General features: G+C 37.6%; 13 protein-coding genes. 4 read left to right on the top strand and 9 right to left on the bottom strand.

Features of this window, described 5'->3' with window-relative positions; all coding sequences use genetic code 11:
- Window positions 1-168: 168 nt before the first annotated feature.
- Window positions 169-4,452, bottom strand: coding sequence for a DEAD/DEAH box helicase family protein (locus tag LS68_RS01320; protein ID WP_138090772.1), 4,284 nt, complete (start codon window positions 4,450-4,452; stop codon window positions 169-171).
- Between the two features lie 180 nt (window positions 4,453-4,632).
- Here LS68_RS01320 and LS68_RS01325 point away from each other — a divergent pair, with 180 nt between their 5' ends.
- Both LS68_RS01325 and LS68_RS01330 read left to right on the top strand, forming a co-directional pair.
- Window positions 4,633-5,670, top strand: coding sequence for an alpha/beta hydrolase (locus LS68_RS01325; RefSeq protein WP_034372190.1), 1,038 nt, complete (start codon window positions 4,633-4,635; stop codon window positions 5,668-5,670).
- A gap of 10 nt (window positions 5,671-5,680) precedes the next feature.
- On the top strand, window positions 5,681-6,547 hold the full coding sequence (locus LS68_RS01330) for a hypothetical protein (RefSeq protein WP_034372187.1): 867 nt from the start codon (window positions 5,681-5,683) through the stop codon (window positions 6,545-6,547).
- Window positions 6,548-6,559: 12 nt separating this feature from the next.
- Here the strand turns inward: LS68_RS01330 and LS68_RS01335 are convergent, their stop codons facing one another.
- A complete protein-coding gene (locus LS68_RS01335; protein WP_034372184.1) occupies window positions 6,560-7,975 on the bottom strand; it encodes a hypothetical protein in 1,416 nt (471 codons plus the stop codon).
- A gap of 122 nt (window positions 7,976-8,097) precedes the next feature.
- On the opposite strand from LS68_RS01335, the gene LS68_RS09735 reads away from it, so the two are divergent.
- A complete protein-coding gene (locus tag LS68_RS09735) occupies window positions 8,098-8,538 on the top strand; it encodes a hypothetical protein (RefSeq protein WP_241993640.1) in 441 nt (146 codons plus the stop codon).
- Window positions 8,504-8,956, top strand: a complete 453-nt coding sequence (locus LS68_RS09740; protein ID WP_241993641.1) for a DUF268 domain-containing protein — start codon at window positions 8,504-8,506, stop codon at window positions 8,954-8,956. Before LS68_RS09735 ends, LS68_RS09740 begins: the two co-directional genes overlap by 35 nt.
- A gap of 360 nt (window positions 8,957-9,316) precedes the next feature.
- Here LS68_RS09740 and LS68_RS01345 read toward each other — a convergent pair whose 3' ends face one another.
- From LS68_RS01345 to LS68_RS01375, 7 genes are all read right to left on the bottom strand, one after another.
- Window positions 9,317-10,279 carry a GTP-binding protein gene (locus tag LS68_RS01345; RefSeq protein ID WP_034369696.1) on the bottom strand — a complete coding sequence of 321 codons (963 nt, stop codon included), beginning with the start codon at window positions 10,277-10,279 and terminating at the stop codon, window positions 9,317-9,319.
- Complete coding sequence (locus LS68_RS01350; RefSeq protein ID WP_034369694.1) at window positions 10,269-10,607, bottom strand: hypothetical protein; 339 nt, start codon at window positions 10,605-10,607, stop codon at window positions 10,269-10,271. Before LS68_RS01350 ends, LS68_RS01345 begins: the two co-directional genes overlap by 11 nt.
- Before the next feature lie 38 nt (window positions 10,608-10,645).
- Window positions 10,646-11,530, bottom strand: coding sequence for a polysaccharide deacetylase (locus LS68_RS01355; protein WP_034369692.1), 885 nt, complete (start codon window positions 11,528-11,530; stop codon window positions 10,646-10,648).
- 14 nt (window positions 11,531-11,544) lie between these two features.
- Window positions 11,545-12,420 carry a carbon-nitrogen hydrolase family protein gene (locus LS68_RS01360; RefSeq protein WP_034369690.1) on the bottom strand — a complete coding sequence of 292 codons (876 nt, stop codon included), beginning with the start codon at window positions 12,418-12,420 and terminating at the stop codon, window positions 11,545-11,547.
- Between the two features lie 129 nt (window positions 12,421-12,549).
- On the bottom strand, window positions 12,550-13,689 hold the full coding sequence (gene truD, locus LS68_RS01365) for a tRNA pseudouridine(13) synthase TruD (RefSeq protein ID WP_034369688.1): 1,140 nt from the start codon (window positions 13,687-13,689) through the stop codon (window positions 12,550-12,552).
- Complete coding sequence (locus tag LS68_RS01370; protein WP_034369686.1) at window positions 13,690-14,724, bottom strand: alanine racemase; 1,035 nt, start codon at window positions 14,722-14,724, stop codon at window positions 13,690-13,692. It abuts the gene before it with no gap.
- A gap of 46 nt (window positions 14,725-14,770) precedes the next feature.
- Window positions 14,771-15,082, bottom strand: a complete 312-nt coding sequence (locus tag LS68_RS01375; RefSeq protein ID WP_034369685.1) for a c-type cytochrome — start codon at window positions 15,080-15,082, stop codon at window positions 14,771-14,773.
- Window positions 15,083-15,134 lie beyond the last annotated feature (52 nt).

Raw genomic sequence — 15,134 nt, forward strand, 5'->3', positions numbered from 1 at the left:
TAAAATGAGAAGTCCAATACATTCTTGTTTTAACAAAAGGTCTGTATAAAATAGTAATGGATAAGCTTTTTTTGAATGCGTGTGCTTTTATTAATCTATCAAAATTTTTAAAAACAACTCTACTCCAGCTAATTTTTGTCTTGTCTAAATTAGGTTTATAGCGAGAATCTAGTTCTTTTTTGCTACTTCCGCATTATAGTTTTCTATCATTTTAGTCATATTGGATTCTAAATGCTCTTTAGAAAAATTATATACCCAAGGATCGCAACCAGTGGAGATTCCACGAGAATAAATTCTAAAAATATCTAAATCCTTAGGATTTGTTTTTTTGAGTTTTGTTTCTTTACTTCCGATTGGGAGAAATGCCATAAAACTATAATCCCTTGGGTTGATCCAATCATAGTCTTTATTGGGAGTGATGATTTGGAATCGTCCCTCTAAGCCCTCTATGGATTTGAGATTGGCTAGGATATTAAGTTTCTTTTCTGTGCTTAAATTATCGCCTATATCATAATAATAGATGTGCGCTTTTTCTTGTTTATTGCGGGAATCTTTAATCAAAAGAGAGATTGCCACTGAAGTTTGGGAGGCATCACCAAAAATATTGCCCCCCTCGCCACTTTGTTTATTTTGTATATTTTTGCGAATGTTTCCACGCAAATTAAAAATATACATATAATCAAATTCAGATTCTAAACACGCCCTTAAGCCACTATCGGCATTGCCTTCTATAAAACTCCCATTGGTTACAAAGCCAATAATCCCATCATCACCAATTCTATCGCTTGAATATCTAATTGCTCTCTTGAAAGAATCATATAGGCTGCCTTTCATTGTAGTGCTTGATTTGTTGGCATAAGTTTGAGAAATGCGAGAATCTAGGTAATTATATTTTATATTTGCGTTATTATCATTGCCTGATTTTTGCCCGACCGAGTAAGGAGGATTACCTAGAAATATTTTAAAATCGGTGTTTTTAAACTCTTGTATTTTGTCATAATTTTTCTTCAGATATTCGCCTTGAAAAAGTTGCGGGTCTTCTTTTTTACCTTGAAAGCCTTTAGAATCTGGCGTGTAGGTATTAAAAGTATCAGTGAAGAGAAGGTTATCAAAGAGTGTAAAGGATTCACTCTGGGCTTGGCTTTTAGGCAAAAATCGCGGAGATTTGCCTTTCGCTTCGTCGGTGAATGCGTCTATTCTACCTCCTTGCTCAAGGCTGCACAACCCCGATTTTTCCTCTAAAATACTTCGCCCTTGATTTTTACTCTCTTTAGAATCCACAAAATTATCGCTAAACCCTTTCGCTTGGGAATCTTTGTAAGAATCTGTTTGATTATGGAGTTTAGAATCTTCGCATTCTAAGGTTGTAGATGAATTTTTGGGGTTGTGCGAAGTAAGCGAAGAGTCTTGAGTTTGTGAATCTACTTCACTCTCTAAGCTTCCAAGATTTGCTCTCCTGCTTTGCTGGTTTTGCGTAGGTTTGAGGGGTGAGCTAGACAAATGGTCTGCGATATCCCCTTCAAATCCTGCGCAATCTGGCGAATGAGGAGACAAAGCTGAAGTTTCCTTAAGCTTTGAGAGGTGTTCGTGATAGGCTGTGGTGATATTTATCTGCGCAATATAATAGCCTAGCAGTGTGATTTCATTTGCCCATAGCTCATTTTTGTATTTAGATTCTAGATTAGCATCTAAATAGCCGCTTTGGATAAGACGCGTGAAAAATGTCCCTGTGCCTGTGAATGGGTCGCAGATATGGACATTTTCATCGCTAAGATTCTTATTAAAATGCTTTTTTAACACATAGGCAATAGAATGAATGATAAAATCCACGACTTCAATAGGCGTATAGACGATGCCTAGCTTTTCTTGTGTCTTTTTAAAAGCCTCCTTAAAAAGCCTATCATAGAGATTGCGGATTAAATCTTGCTTGCTTCTATCGCTTTGGGCATATTGTGCATTTTGCTTCACGCTCTCATAGAATCTCTGCAAGTCTTTGACTTCAGATTCTAATCCAAGTGTGCAAAGCTCTTGATAGAGTTTATCGAGCTCGTGGCTTACCTTATCAAATGTGCTAAAGTCAAGATTGGGGAAAATGCACTCAAAAATAGGCTTTATGATGATATGCTGGGCGATTAAGGCAGTCGCCTCGTCTGTATCAAAACTCGCATTGAGGTTGCCCTGCAGGGCTTTGCAAAAAGATTCAAAGAGCGCCTTGATGTCGTTATGATTTTCAATCAAATCTTTTATCCTTAAGGCTAGGGAGTGCATAATGCCTCCTACTTTTGCACCATAAAGCTCCCAATATGCTAAATCCCCTAAATGTTTAGGGATAGCATTTTTCATATTGTCAAATAGCTCTTGGAGTGCAAAAAGTGTAGCCTCTGGGAGGCTTTGGCTTTCTTTAGCATCTGCAGTGATTTTGACTACTTCATTGATGCGTCCAATATCTACAAGCCGCTCATCGTGGCTTCTTAGGGCTTTTAATACTTTCCAAATGCCCTTAAACTTATCGCTTTTTAGGGTTTTGTCATATTCTTGTATTTCTTTGTCGCTTAGGACGATGGGGAGGATAATATAGCCGTATTTCTTACCCTCACTTTTGCGGATGGCGCGTCCTACGGCTTGGACGATATCCACGACAGAATCTCGCGGGTCAAAAAACGCTATGGCATCAAGGCTAGGCACATCAATGCCTTCTGTGAGGCATTTTGCGTTGCTTAAGACTCTGCATTTGCCCTCTTCCTCCTCCTCACTTAGCCAAAAAAGCTTCTTTGCTTTTTCCGCGGCATTATCTGTGCCATCGATATGACACAAGGTAATGTCTTGTGAAATGACTTTAAAATTATCTGTAACGAATTTTGAATGCTTGATACTTGAATGAAAGCATAATGCGCGCCGCATCGGGAGAGTGGTATCACCAAACACATCTTGTTTAAGCTCTTCATCGGGGGTTTGTTGGCTTCCGTCAGTATCGATAAGGACGATATTTTTCTTTGTGAGGGCATTCGCAAAGCCTATCATTTGCCCCGCATCATGGATAGAGAGTTTAGAGTGCTCTTGTGCTTTGGTGCGTGCGCCTAAGTATTGAGTAATCAGCTCTTCACTCATAAAGCTAATAATCACGCGATAATCGCTTAAAATGTTGCGTTTGATTGCTTCGCCAAATTTGAGGCTAAAAATCTCACTACCGAAAAGCTCCTCATCGCCCATATCAAAAAGGAGCAAATCTTTGCCTGATTTGTCTTTCAATGTCTTTTTTGCTTCTTGTCGTTTTTCTAATGTGTCGCCATAGATTCTGGGTGTGGCAGTCATATAGAGGCGATGTTTGGCATTAAGCAAGGTATTATCATGCGTCTTTTGCCATACGCTTAATTCACTAGGGGCTTCTCCTTTTGAATCTAGCTTTTGATACCCTGCGGTGCGGTGTGCTTCATCATTGATGATGAGTTTGATTTGGCGTTTAAAGATTTTTTGTGCTTTGATAATGGTATCTATACTTTGGTAGGTAGAGAAAATGATGATTTTATTGTTGGATTCTAAGTAGTGATTGATGTAGTGTGCAAGTTTTAAGGAGTCTGTTGTCGGTGGGATTATAAGCTCATCTTGCTTAGAATCTTCACTTGCCCCCCCCCCGCTCACTTTTAAGCCAACCTTAGAATCTGAACATACCGCAAAGACGCGATAATCGCCAGAAGATTCTTTAAAAAAATCTTTTAACATTTGATTGATAAGCGCAAGGCTAGGGGCGAAAAATACGCAAATCTCACCCTTTTGTATGATAGAATCTATAGTGCGGATAGAAAGTAGGCTTTTTCCTGTGCCACAAGCCATTATGACTTTAGCCCGCGGTTTGTTTTGCTCTAAAAATGTGTGCTTTATCGCTTCAAGGGCTTGCTTTTGATAATCTCTTAGAGATTTTTTACCCTCTAATGACAAGTTTTCGATGCTAGATTCTATATTTTTATGATTTAAGCTATTCCAATTGATGCCTAACTCTTGAGCTAAGTGATAATAGCTATAAGATTTTGCATTGGTGCTTTGAGTGATTGCTTTTTGATAGTTACTGCTTTCAATTTCGCAAGTGTGAAAAATGAGCTTTTCTGCAATATCGCAAATAAAGTTATTATGAGTATCGAATAATCTATCGATTCCTAAGAAGTTTTTTAAATCATTTTGTTGCAAAATGTGCTTAGAATCAAAACATTTACACTGAATGCTTACATACTCATTATTATAAGTGATTGCCATGATGTCTATGCCAATATCTTGCGATTTGAGATTATATTTTGCGCTAAATTCATTCCATAAATAGACTTCTTTAAATCGTGTTGTGAAAAGTGGGGAAGTTTGCAGGATTTTTTTAATGAGCTTTTCAAATAATGTGCCTTGTTCTTTAGCGGTATCTGTGATATTGTTGTTTTGTAATTGTTTTAAAACCTCGTTAAAACTCATTTGTTGTCCTTTATTGTCGTATGAAAGGTAATATTATATTGATTTTGCTCTTAAGATTCTATACATGAGATTTTCTTATTTTTTAGAATCTTTAATATTTTTTTATTTTTCATTCTTTGCGATTATTTTGCGATTTGCCTTTCTTTAGAATCTTAATAATTATCTTTGTAAAGGAATAAAATGGACACGCCAATTTCAGTGCATAAGGATTTGACTTTTAATTCTTCTTGTGATGGCTTAAAGATTTACTATGATATTTATGAGCCAAGCCCTCTCCCATCTCGCCCTATCATCATACAAATCGCGCATGGAATGGTTGAACATAAAGCGCGTTATGAATGGGCAGCGTCAAACCTCGCACAAAAGGGTTTTATTGTCGCGATAAATGATCATCGCGGACATGGTAAGAGTATCGATAAATCCCACCCTTGGGGTGAGATGCGAGGCTTAGGAGATACAGAATCTCAAGTCAATCAAGATTCTAAAAACCATACAAATACAGATAAATCCCGCGCAGAATCTACTGACGGCTTTAGGCGCGCTGTTAAGGATATGCACCAGCTCACAGAGATTCTAAAGTCGCGCTATAATGATTCTAAGTTTGTTTTGCTTGGGCATTCTATGGGTTCACTCCTTTCGCGAGGCTATCTTAAGCTTTATGTGTCTGAACTTGATGCGTTAATCCTTTCAGGCTCTCCAGCGTATAATCCGCTCATAGGCGTGGGTAAAACTTTGGCGCAGATTCTGAAGATTCTTACATTAGAATCTCAAGGCAAGAATATCATCAATGCGTTATCTTTTGGCGGATTCAATCGCCCGTTTTTGCACAATGTCGGCGAGGATAATGCCAAAGGAGGCTTTGCGTGGCTGTGTCGCGATAAGGCTGTGGTAGAGGCTTACAAGGCGGATAGTGCGTGTCAATTTGTCTTTAGTCTCTCAAGTTTTATCGGGCTTTTTGCAGGTATGCAGTGGGTCAATGATACGCATGATGTGCAAGCGGAGCATCTGCCTTTGTTGGTCGCGAGTGGGAATCGTGATAGTTGTGGGGATTTTGGCATAGGTGTAGAGAAAATCGCACGACAATATGAAAAATGTGGTTTAGATGTGGAGCTAGTCCTTTATGAGGGCGCAAGGCATGAGATTCTTAACGAAACGAATAAAACCCAAGTGCTCAATGATATGATTGCATTTATCAATAATGCGATAGAATCAAAATAGGGGGATAAAAATGAAGCGATTTTTATTAATGATTCTTGGTGCGAGTGTTGCGTTTGCATTTCCTCCCAGTGAGGCGTATTTTCAGAATCTTTTAGTTGATAATGGTAAAGTTATCAAAAACACCCTTAAGCCTCGTCCTTACTCCTATCAAAATCAAAACGAATATAAGATTTGTTTTGAGGGTGAGATGATGTTAAGCGGTGTGCTTGAGCGATCGGATAATACTGATGCTGATATGATTTATAATGCCTTGAGATTTTACCCCGATAAGAATCTTAGCTTACCCTTTTTGTATAGTCATTCTGATGATGATTCGTTAGAATCTAAAGGCGCAGTGAGAAAAAATAATGCGTGGGATTTAAGCAAAGTAGCGTTCGAGGGATTGTCTTTTGGCGTCTTGCTTAATGATAAAAATGTGAGTTTGCCCAAAATGTTAGACTCAAGGCTTTTTGGCGTTGCAGCTGTAAGAGCGGAGATTGGCATTAAAAATTATTGTTTTTATGGAGAAGGAGATGCGGGGAGAGAGGCTTATGCAGACCTTGTGGAATTAAAGCTTTTGGGTGAGATAAAGACAAAATATTTTACGCGCAAAGATTATGACTACTATAATACTTATGTAAAGCTTTCATACCACTCCAAAGATGATTATATCAATATTAGAGAAAGGGCTAATGGAGCAATAGTCGGCAAGATTCTTAAAGAAGATATGGTGAATAATAATGGGCTTTTAGTGTATGCAAATGGAGATTTTTATTTTAATCCAGAAGATTTAGATTCGATGTGGCTTGAGGTGTTTTATCTCCCTCCTGATGCCCTTGATGGAAAAGATGCGATATATGGGGTTGTGCATGGCTCACAGATAAAGCTTGTGGATTGATTTATGAATAGCTTACCATTCATCGAGGAGTTGCTTTGTGTGGGAGAGAATAGCATAATCCATACGATCACCAAATTTTCTGTCTGTTTCGTTTGTATAATCTTCAGAATCTGCATTTGAGAAAATATTTTCTAAAGTTTTTATTAAATGTATTAAAGATGCTTTAGATTCTGTAGGCAATATATTTTTAAAAAGACGCGCTGCCCAATATATCGTTTCTCTAGAATCATTTGTCTCCAAAAGAAGTTTGATTGTATCGATTTTATGATGAGTGATGAGGTATTGCGCGGCATTTTCAATGTCCCATTGGCTATTTATTTGCTCATCTTGGTCATCTTCAACCACTGCTTCAAAATAAACAAAAGCTGCTTCAGACAAGAAAAACTGCGCGTCAATTTCAAGCTCTTCATCATCAGTGCGTTGCCACCAGTCGTTGAAAAATGCGCGCCAATGCTCGAAAAATGTTTCTTTTGAGATAAGCTTGAATGTCTCATTTGTCCAATCTGTCCCATTACAAAGGTAAGATTTTAAAAAGTCATACGCTTCAGTTGATGAGTGTCCATTGCTCGTGTAGTAATGCTCCTTTATGGGTTCTTCTCTGATTGCTCGAGAGATACCATTGCTTGAGTTAGTAAAGAAAAATGTGCCTAATTCACCTTGGTATTTGACAAAATACTCTCCGGTGTAGTCGTGTTTGCTAAATTCTACTAATGTGTTTCTTAAGTCTATTTGATGGGTAAGATTCATAGATTTATAATTAATCTCTGCAGTGATTATGCCATAGATACATTGCGGAGAGTGAATCAGTGCGATATTAGCACAGATGCCATGCCTATTGAATAATGATGTGAGATTTTCCACTCGCCTTGATGCTGATAAGGCGAGATCTTTAGGATCAAGCCAGATAACAATCCTGCCTTCAAAAATACCACTTTTAGGATAAAGGAAATATGCTATTCCATCATTTTCCTTATCAAAAGTTTTATAATAATCCCCATCGGGCTTAAGGTCGAGAATCTTGATTTCATCTTCACGAAGAAAGATGCTGATAAATCTCACCCACCATCTGCGGTAACGGGAGAGATACCACAATATACCGCCAAATATTCCTGCTATCCCTAGCACGATAAGCCCTCGATAATCCCCCTCATTCATCGTGCGATATACTTCAAATCCAATTATCACTACAAGAAAAACAATGCTAGTTATTACTATAATAGTATAGGCAGTGATTGTGAGAATCCCCCGATTTTTGTTGAAATTTTTATTGAATGGGATTTCTGTCCCTTTTTCATACAAGAATATCAGCAGAAAAATAAAACACATCACACCGCACAAAGCAAAAAGAAATGTATCAGGTAGGGACTTTACTATTTTTGGGAACATAAGAGAGCAGATTATAGCGATGCTGAAGATGAGGAGTTTCATGAGTTTTGACCTTGCGGAGCCTGGATTTTGTTTGTGGTAGAAATTTTAATACAAGTTAATCCAAATGTAAAGAAGTGTCTAATCCTTAATGTATTGTTTTTAATACTTATGGATTGTGTATTTTGTGCTATAATCTCCAAATGGAACAATTTATCAAAAAACTCAAACGCGAAGTGTTGCGTCCTTTTAAAAGAAAAACACAATCTAAAAAGATGACTTTTGAGGAAATAGAGAACGATAGAGAATCTTATGTCCGCTTAAATCAAGACAAACGTTTTATGATGAATCGTGCGTATGATTACATTTGCAAGTATGACAAATATGCTCCCAATGCGAATTTTATGGATTCAGGATATTTTATCCAAGACATTTGGGGGGCACGCAAAGTTTTGGAAAATACTCCAAAATTGCATTATGATGTGGGCTCTAGTGTGGCAGGATTCATCGCGCATTTGTTGGCTCAAAAACAAAAAGTTGTTTTGCTTGATATTCGTCCAATCAATAATCAATTTAATACAAAATTCCTCAATGGGGGGGGGGGGTATAACCTATATTCAAGCTAATGCGACACTTCTTGAAGGTATTGCCGATAACTCTATCACATCACTTTCGGCATTGTGCAGTGTAGAACATTTTGGATTAGGCAGATACGGAGATCCTATCGAGCCTGACGCATGGGAAAAAGCCCTCAAATCATTTCAAAGAGTCCTCAAGCCTCAAGGCAAACTTTATATCAGTGTCCCTGTGGGGGCAGAAAATAAAGTCTGTTTTAATGCTCACAGAGTTTATAAGCCCCAAACAATTATTGATACCCTAGATCAGATGCAGATTGTAGAAATGGGCTATATTGAAGGTTTTGACATAATAGAGTGTATCACTTGGCAAGACAAAGAGCTTATAATGCACCAAGAGAGATTAGATTCTATTCCTGATATAAAAAATAATGGAAAAACAGGATTGTTTGAATTTATCAAGCTATGAATATCGGGATTTGTGGTGAAAGGCACAAACTATTGATAGCTCATAGCACAAGACAGAAAGGGGTGAGCGGGGTCATTCTCACCGACAGATTAACGACCCCAATTTTCACAATTCTGCCAAGAGGCATTATACTGCAAAATCTCACCGATTTAGAACATTCCCATAGAATCTGCCAACATTAGTAAAAAGTATTAAACCAATACAGCCTTAAGAAAGTGAAATATTTTAAAATATATTTTATCAATTTTTGTCTTTTAATTGATAGAAATATTTACCAATAATCCCTAATCCTTGTATATTAGGGAAAGATAAAATGTAGTAAAATCGATTTTTAAGGGTAAATTTTAGAATCTTTGGATTTTAAAATTGTGCGTATCTTCCGGAAAGTTGTAAAAAAGTTTCTAAAGATTTGCCAACTTGCGAGAGATTCAAACCTTTTGCGATAATGACTAATTTTGAGCCTTTTGCTTGCGTCTTGATATGGCTTGTCGGATAGATGAGATGTCCCACGCCATTAAGATTCACAAGATAGTCCTCCCCCACATCTAAAAGCCCTTTCACTCTTAGAATCTGCTTTCCATAGCGATGCAGGAGCATACTTAGCCAAATACTAAAAATACTCCAATCCAATGCTTCTTCAAAGCAAAGGCATAAAGAATCAATATCGCTTGTGTGAGATTGTGTGCGGGAGGTTTTGTCATATGTAAAGTCTAAATTTTGATTTTTGACATTGATGAGTTGATCAAAGCTAAAATCTTTTTTATCGATAAAATCTATGCCACGATGAATAGAATCTATCTTTGTTTTCAATGCGCTTACATCGGGGTTGAGGTCTGTTTTTGTGAGCAAAATACAATCCGAGCTGATAATTTGGTTGTGCGCTTCTTGGTTATTTTGTATATGTGAAAGTCCGCTAAGTGCATCAATACAAGTAATGATATTAGCAATCTCAAAATGGTTTGATAAAAATACATCACTTAAAAAGGTAAAAATAATCGGAGCGGGATTAGCGATGCCTGTCGTTTCAATCAAGATTCTTTCAAGTTTTTGATTATTTTGGTCATACCTATTAAGAAGTTCTTTAAATTTTATGCTCAAATCTTCTCTTTTGTTGCAACACATACAACCCGTATCAAGCATAATCGTTTTTTCTTTGACAAATTCGGTTTGGATAAGCGTATCATCAAGTGAAATTGCACCAAGCTCATTAACGACAACAGCTATATTTGCCTCTTTTTTATCGCTTAAAAGCTCTTTTAAGAAAGTCGTTTTGCCACTTCCCAAAAAACCTGTGATGATATGGATAGGGATTTTAGCTGGCATTTTTTGTATTTAAAAAATTAAGAAGATTTTCATCAATAGCATCAAGCGAGAATCCTTCAAGTTCATTGGCTTTAATCCATAAGTCGCCAAGATCATTGACAATCACAAATCCGCCTTTTTTGTTGCTTAGGAGATATTTGCTCCCTTGCCAATCTTTTAAACTTAACCCATAAAATGCCAAAATATCATTAATGATTGCTACTTTTTTGAGCCTTAGACGCATTCTCTCTCTTTGATGCTCTCCTGCGATGACTAAAGAGCTTTCTTCTTTGAATCGTGCATCACTCCAATGAAAAGTGCTTAGTATCTCTCCGCATAAAATACACATTGACAAACCTTTAAAGGGCTAAGTTTTAGCCCTTTGTTTTAGTATTTTCTTCGTGGAGATCTTTTGAGGAAGTCATCAGCGATTTCATTGAAATTCACCCAACGCACACCTTTTTTCTTATTGATATGCTTGATGATTCTCTCATGCATAAGCAATACTTGAGGTCTCGCACTCACATCAGGGTGTATCGTCATTGCAAAGACTGCATAATCCATTTCTCGATAAACCCAATCAAATTGATCAATCCACATTTTGCCTATGTCTCGTGGGGAAACAAACCCAAAACTATTGGGGGATTTTTTGATAAACATCATTGGAGGTAAATCATCTAAATACCAATTTGCAGGGATTTCTACCAAATCTGTTTCTCGCCCTCTGATTAGAGGTTTCATCCAATCTTTCGCATCAGCTCTGTAATCAATTTTTGTCCAACTATCACCCACACGCACATAATAAGGTGTAAAATCATTGTGCATTAAGGAATGATCGTATTTAATGCCATGTTTAAGCAAAAGCTCATTGGTAACATTGGAAAATTCCCACCATGGAGCGACATAGCCATTTGGTTTTTTACCGGTCAAACCCTCAATCAATTCTATGCTTTTCACAAGCACTTCTTCTTCTTGTTTGGGTGTCATTGCAATTGGATTCTCATGCGAATAGCCATGCGCACCGATTTCATGTCCTGCTTCTACGATCATTTTCATTTGTTCGGGAAAAGTCTCTATTGAATGTCCGGGTGCAAACCAAGTCGCTGGAATATTAAACTTTTTGAATAAATTTAAAAGTCTAGGAATCCCTACTTCACCCGCAAAAAGCCCTCGTGAAATATCATCAGGAGAATCTTCCCCACCATAGCTCCCAAGCCAACCTGCAACTGCATCAATATCAACGCCATAAGCCACTAGAATTTCTTTTGCCATTTGTTCTCCTTATGTTAAGATAAAAGCCCTTTAAGGACTTTTCGGTTAAGCCTTATATCTATATCTTTCAGATAAGGCAGATTCTCTCTTTGCAGTGCAACTTCTTCAAGATGCAAATCCGCTATAATGACCTCTTCATCTTGCAAAGCTTGAGTGAGAATCTCACCTTTTGGATTAATGATTCTAGAATTTGCAGCAAATTCTAATTTTTCTCCACTTATTTGTGAGACTTCAGAGCCACTGCGATTATTCGCTAAGACAAAAACACCATTTTCTAAAGCCCTTGCTCTGCTTGCCAAATCCCACACATAATTTCTTGCTTTGCCAAAAGCAGCAGGATAAATAAGAATCTGCGCTCCTTTGAGCGATAAGTATCTCGCCCCCTCGCCAAAGCCTATTTCATAGCAAATGCCTAAACCTACTTTGATGGATTCTTTGTCGATTTTGAGCTTAAAGACAGGATAGTCTTTGCCTCTTTGGAATCGTTGTTTTTCATTGCCCCAAAGATAGATCTTGCGGTATGTGCCTACCAAGCCATCTTTATTGATAATATAGGCACTATCATAAATCTTACCCTTGTCTTTTTGAATACTTGAAGCGACAATGTGGATTTCATAGGTTTTTGCAAACTCGTATAAGCGGGCAAGAGTAGGGTATTTTAAGGAAAGCTCTTTAAATTTTTTGTCTTTAAGAGCTTTTTGAAAGAATGCAAAATCAAGCCCTAGTTTAGAATCTTGTTTTTCGACACAATACCCGCTATCAAAAAGTTCAGGTAAAACGATGATTTTCGCCCCTTCTTCAATGGCTCTTAGAGCAAGTTTCAAAGATTTTGCGAGGTTTTCTTCTCTTTGGTTGGCTTTGGGTGCAAATTGTATCAAGGCAACTTTCATGATTCAATCTTTAAATTTTGTTTAAAATAACTCTTTACATTGTAGCTAACAAAACTTAAAATTTACTGATTGATAAAATTTCATTTACTTAAAATAGCTTGATTTTAATACCCGTTTTGAGGTGAGAAACTAATCTTGTGATGTATCTTGCAGACAATGCCCTAGTAATGCTTCGAGAAATATTGTAGCATAGCTTCCTTTGGGAAGAGTGAAGCTTAATTCAAAATGTGCATTTTGCTTGATGTATTGACTTTCGATATTTTCCGCCCATACCCATGCGTAACGTCTTGAACCATTTGCTTTGATAGAATCTAAAAAAGGCTCTTCAAGCGTATAGGCGAGACTTGATGAAGGAGTGAGTTTCTGCCCGCAAATAGCACCTGTAGGTGCGATGAGACGATCTTTGAAACGCAAGGATTCTGTTTCTAGTTCTTTAGCCTCAAAGGTTTTGCCAAAGGGATAATGGCACATTAAATCACCTTGTAAGATCTTAAAAATAGAGGGTTGAGATTGCAAAGATTTGATCATTTCAAGCGTGAGAGGGAGTGCATCAAGAGGAGATAAATCCGAATGTTTCAAGGATTGCAAAACTTCTTTGGGTGAAAAAGCATTCAGAATCTTTGTAAGCGTGATGCGTGTATTAAGCCATTGATTAAAAAGATAACTTTGATAACTGCTAATCAAAAATGAGCTTAGTTTTTTATTTCTCAAATGCTCTTTGTGAAGATGAATATCCTTGCCAATGTGGTGATTATTGCCGTCTTTACCAAATCTTTGTGCGCCAAAAAAATTTGGGAATCCATGTGTGGAGAGGATTTGTAGAGTGGATTGGAGCTGTGCTTGTTGGACAGGAAGCACTTTTTTTAAGCGCACAAAAAAAGCATTACCTTTCAGATGCCCGATTTTGAGTTTATTATCATGACGCGTGCAATTGAGAATCTTAATCTGCAGAGATTCTAGGTTATCTAATGCGCTTTGTAGTTTGCTTTCTAGGCTTTGGTGAATACTGATATATTGATAAGTAGTCGCCGCTTTGTCTTTAAGCCCTGCATAGCCAATGTCCCTTTCTTTGCAACCGAGTGTGCGGGATAGAATCTTGAGCAATTCAAAAGTGCTTAGCCCTTTTTTGCGCACAAAGACGATAAGGTGTTCGCCTTTCCCACTAAATTCATAAAGAGGTATTTCTTTGACGACAAAATCACGCATAGAGGGATTGAAATAGCATGAAATAGGTGTGTGTGTAAAGGGGTAGATTCTATTTTGAGACATTTAAATAATCGTGCGTTTGATAAAAGGTGAGAGACGCACAAGAATCTCGTAGCTAATCGTATTAAAAGCCTTTGCTAGTTGGCTCACATCGTCAAATACGCAGATTCTCTCCTCATTGCACAGACATGAGAAGCAGTCCATTGAAGAGCGGGGCAATATCGGATATTCTTTTTGTGTGAGAATCTGTAGCCCTTTATCAATGCGAAGCAAACCATCGCCATAACCAATGTCATAAGTGCTCACAATCGCATCAGATTCTAAAACACTGCAGCCGCTATAACCAATGCGCGCTCCTTTTTTGAGTGTCCTTTGGGAAATTTTATCCGCCCATAATGAAGCGACTTTTTGCAGTTTAGAGCTTAAAGGATTCTGAAATTGTGTATCAAGATAGCCATAAATTGCAATCCCCATACGCACCAAATCATCATCAATCGTGCCATTCATTGCAGTGCGTATAGCAGCCGATGAGTTGAGAGAATGGAAACGAGGAAGAGGGAATCCGTATTTTTGGCTTAAATCTTTGGTCGATGCTTTTATTTGTTCAAAATGTTTTTGTGTGTTGTGAAATTCATCATCTAAATCATCACCATAGCCGTTGTGTGAGAATACACCAATAAGATTGAGCTTTTGCTCCAAGATAAGGCGAATAAAAGTCTCAATTTCGTCAGATTCTATGCCATTACGATTCATACCGGCATTGACTTTTAGCTCGACATTTGTATGTGGAGGAAGACAAGTGATGTCTTCTTTGCGATTGATGACCATTGCGACATTAGGAGGGATTACGCCTTGCGCTCTCCCATAAAGTGCGGTAATAGATGTGAATTTATCCTTGACACTGATTGCTTCGGCGTAATTTTTAACAAACGCATTCTTGATACCATATTGTTGGGAGAGATCACTCATTTGTGCTAACCCATGTCCATAGGCATTGTCTTTAAGCACGACTGCAATTTTATCGCGACTGCCAATGTGTGCGGATATGATGTCAAGGTTGTGTTTGTAAGCTTGAGAATTGAGGATAATTTCAGACATTTATAAGCCAGCTTGCGAGAGAATGAATCTCTCGCAAAAAGAGGATTTATTGTTTTTTGGGAAGTTTAGAAACATAATCTGCTAATGCTTCAATATCCTCATCACTAACATTTGCCATTTGACCATACATAATAGCCTTTGCACCACCATTGTCGGCAGTTTTAGCTTTGTAACCTTTAAGCTGTGTAAGTAGATAGTCTTTAGGCATACCAGCAATTGTTTTATCACCTTTAGAACCCGGAGCGATTTTTTGTGCATCAGGACCATGACAAGCAATACATTTTTTGAATACTGCAGGAGCATCTGCAAGAGCAACACTAGCAAGACCTAAAAGTCCTAAAATAAACAACTTTTTCATTTTCAATCCTTTTGTTGAGATTTGAACAGACCTCATTATACAAAAAATAAAC

Source organism: Helicobacter sp. MIT 05-5293, from assembly GCF_000765665.2.
Classification (GTDB): domain Bacteria; phylum Campylobacterota; class Campylobacteria; order Campylobacterales; family Helicobacteraceae; genus Helicobacter_C.

Coding starts and splice junctions, on each gene's coding strand:
- LS68_RS01320 (WP_138090772.1), bottom strand. CDS start 4,452: ATGAGTTTTAACGAGGTTTTAAAACAATTACAAAACAACAATATCACA.
- LS68_RS01325 (WP_034372190.1), top strand. CDS start 4,633: ATGGACACGCCAATTTCAGTGCATAAGGATTTGACTTTTAATTCTTCT.
- LS68_RS01330 (WP_034372187.1), top strand. CDS start 5,681: ATGAAGCGATTTTTATTAATGATTCTTGGTGCGAGTGTTGCGTTTGCA.
- LS68_RS01335 (WP_034372184.1), bottom strand. CDS start 7,975: ATGAAACTCCTCATCTTCAGCATCGCTATAATCTGCTCTCTTATGTTC.
- LS68_RS09740 (WP_241993641.1), top strand. CDS start 8,504: ATGGGGGGGGGGGGTATAACCTATATTCAAGCTAATGCGACACTTCTT.
- LS68_RS01345 (WP_034369696.1), bottom strand. CDS start 10,279: ATGCCAGCTAAAATCCCTATCCATATCATCACAGGTTTTTTGGGAAGT.
- LS68_RS01350 (WP_034369694.1), bottom strand. CDS start 10,607: ATGTGTATTTTATGCGGAGAGATACTAAGCACTTTTCATTGGAGTGAT.
- LS68_RS01355 (WP_034369692.1), bottom strand. CDS start 11,530: ATGGCAAAAGAAATTCTAGTGGCTTATGGCGTTGATATTGATGCAGTT.
- LS68_RS01360 (WP_034369690.1), bottom strand. CDS start 12,420: ATGAAAGTTGCCTTGATACAATTTGCACCCAAAGCCAACCAAAGAGAA.
- truD (WP_034369688.1), bottom strand. CDS start 13,689: ATGTCTCAAAATAGAATCTACCCCTTTACACACACACCTATTTCATGC.
- LS68_RS01370 (WP_034369686.1), bottom strand. CDS start 14,724: ATGTCTGAAATTATCCTCAATTCTCAAGCTTACAAACACAACCTTGAC.
- LS68_RS01375 (WP_034369685.1), bottom strand. CDS start 15,082: ATGAAAAAGTTGTTTATTTTAGGACTTTTAGGTCTTGCTAGTGTTGCT.